Source organism: Frankia tisae (genome assembly GCF_025403405.1).
GTDB lineage: Bacteria > Actinomycetota > Actinomycetes > Frankiales > Frankiaceae > Frankia > Frankia tisai.
This window is the reverse complement of record NZ_JANEZT010000599.1, coordinates 1-2,362: the sequence shown is the minus strand read 5'-3', so window position 1 is coordinate 2,362 and position 2,362 is coordinate 1. Positions and strand designations below refer to the sequence as shown.

1 protein-coding gene is annotated in these 2,362 nt (G+C 73.5%); it reads right to left on the bottom strand.

Annotated features, from left to right (window positions below; genetic code table 11):
• On the bottom strand, positions 1-2,239 hold a 2,239-nt coding region (locus tag NBZ85_RS30335; RefSeq protein WP_261563339.1), incomplete at its 3' end, for an ABC transporter ATP-binding protein.
• Positions 2,240-2,362 lie beyond the last annotated feature (123 nt).

Genomic DNA, 2,362 nt, shown 5'->3' with positions numbered 1-2,362 from the left:
ACGGGGCGCCGAACCCCCGGCCCGAGGGCACTGCACCGAGACCCGAGCTCGACGGCGTGGTGGCGAAGGTCCGGCCAGATGATGACCCGCCGACGGCCCGTCCGCCTCCGTTCGACGCCGAACTCGGCGGCTGGACGGGCTGCGGGCCGCCGGGCTCGGCGCCCGCGTCCTCGGCGCCCTCGTCTTCGGCCTCGACCTCGGCGAGGGTGTCGCCGGGGCCGGCGAGCAGGCGGCGGAACAGGGGGCTGCGGGCGACGAGTTCGGCCTCGGTGCCGATGTCGACGATGCGGCCGGCGTCGAGTACCGCGATCCGGTCGGCGAGGTGCAGGGTGGAGCGGCGGTGCGCGATGAGCAGCGTCGTGCGTCCCCGCATGACCTCACGCAGCGTGGCGTGGATCTCGGCTTCGATCCGGGCGTCGATCGCGGAGGTGGCGTCGTCGAGGAGCAGCACGCGAGGGTCGGTCAGCAGCGCGCGGGCGAGCGCGACCCGCTGGCGCTGGCCGCCGGACAGCGTCAGGCCCTGCTCGCCGACGACGGTGTCGTAGCCGCGCGGAAGGCCGCGGATGAAGCCGTCGGCCTGCACCGACCGGGCCGCGGCGACGATCTGCTCGTGCGTGGCGTCCGGCCGACCATAGGAGATGTTCGCCCGGACCGTGTCGGAGAACAGGAAGCTGTCCTCGAAGACCACGCCGATCTGGTCGCGCAGCGAGGCCAGCGTCAGCGTGCGGATGTCCTGGCCGTCGAGGCGGACCGTGCCGCCCTGCGGGTCGTAGAAGCGGGGCAGGAGCTGGGAGATCGTCGACTTGCCGGAGCCGGAGGTGCCGACGAGGGCCACCGTCTCCCCCGGGGAGATGCGCAGGCTGATGTCACGCAGCACCGGCCGCGACGGCAGGTAGCCGAAGGTCACCCCGTCCAGCTCGATCAGCCCGCGGGCGGTGCCGAGAACGGTGGCGTCCGGCGCGTCGGTGATCGCCGGATGGGAGTCGATGATCTCGAAGATGCGCACCGTGCTGGCCTTGGCCTGCTGGCCGACGGTGAGCAGGCCGGCGAGGGTGCGCGTCGGGCCGATGAGCGCCCCGAGGTAGGTGCTGAAGGCAAGGAAGGTGCCGAGGGTGATCCGGTCGGTGAGCGCCAGCCAGCCGCCGAGGGCCAGCACGGCGACCTGCCCGAGCGCGGGCACGGCCTGCATCGCCGCACCGAACCGGCTAGTGATCTTCACGGCCCGCATCCGCAGCGCGAACAGCGTCCGGGCGTGCCCGGCGAGCCGGTCGAGCTCCCGGTCCTCCTGCCCGAAGCCCTTCACCACCCGCACGCCCGCGACCGCCTCCTCGACGGCCCCCGCCACCTCGCCGGCCTGCTGCTGGGCCGCCCAGGTGGCGGGGAACACGGTGCTGCGCGCCCGGAAGCCGAGCAGGAACAGCGCCGGCCCCATCGCGAGGGCGATGAGGGTCAGCAGCGGCGACAGCCACGCCATCGCGACCAGGGAGGCGACGAAGAGAACCAGGTTGCCGGCGACCATCGGCAGGTAGGACAGCAGCCCCTGGATGGCGCCGACGTCCGAGATCGCCCGGCTGACCACCTGCCCCGTGGAGACCTGGTCCTGCCGGGCGCCGTCGAGACGCTCGATGGTGCTGAAGACCTCGTCACGCAGGTCGTACTGGACGTCCAGCGACAGCCGACCACCCGCATAACGCCGCACAAACGCGGTGGCGAAGATCGCCACACCGGCGGCGAGCAGGACGATCAGGTACGGGGTCAGCGAATGCCGGTGAGTGACGACGACATTGTCGATGACCTGCCGCTCGACCAGCGGGACGGCGGCGGTGACGAGCGTGCCGAGCAGCGCCGCGCCGAACGCCAGGATCACATTGCGGCGGTAGACCATCACCTGCCGGCCGAGCCGGCGCAGCCAGCGGTCCGACTGGTCGCGCTGCGAGATGTCCGCGGTTGCCGGCCCATCGCCGCTCGCCGGCGACGGGTTCGTCCGGCCCGGGGCACGGCGGCGGTTCTGGCGCGGAAGATCCGCCCCCTGGTGCGGTGACGGCGGATCGGCGGCGGGCTGCGTGGAGCGAGACGCCTCACCGGGCAGGCGTGGCGTCTCGGCCGAGGATGCTTCGGGGCTCGCGGTGGACCTCCAGGTCAGCAGGTTCCGACGGATGCAGCCGGTCAACGGGCGCAGGCGGCGGACGGCACCGGGCCTGCGGGCCGCGGGCGGTGCGGGAACACGCGCGGAGCGCACCCGCGCCGACCGCCGCTCCCCCGCCCGACCGTACGTCGCGCGGCCCCCGGTCCCGGCAAGCTATGTCTACCAGCGAAACATCCCCGGAACCCGGTTGATGCCCGGACCGGTCCGGCCCCGGAC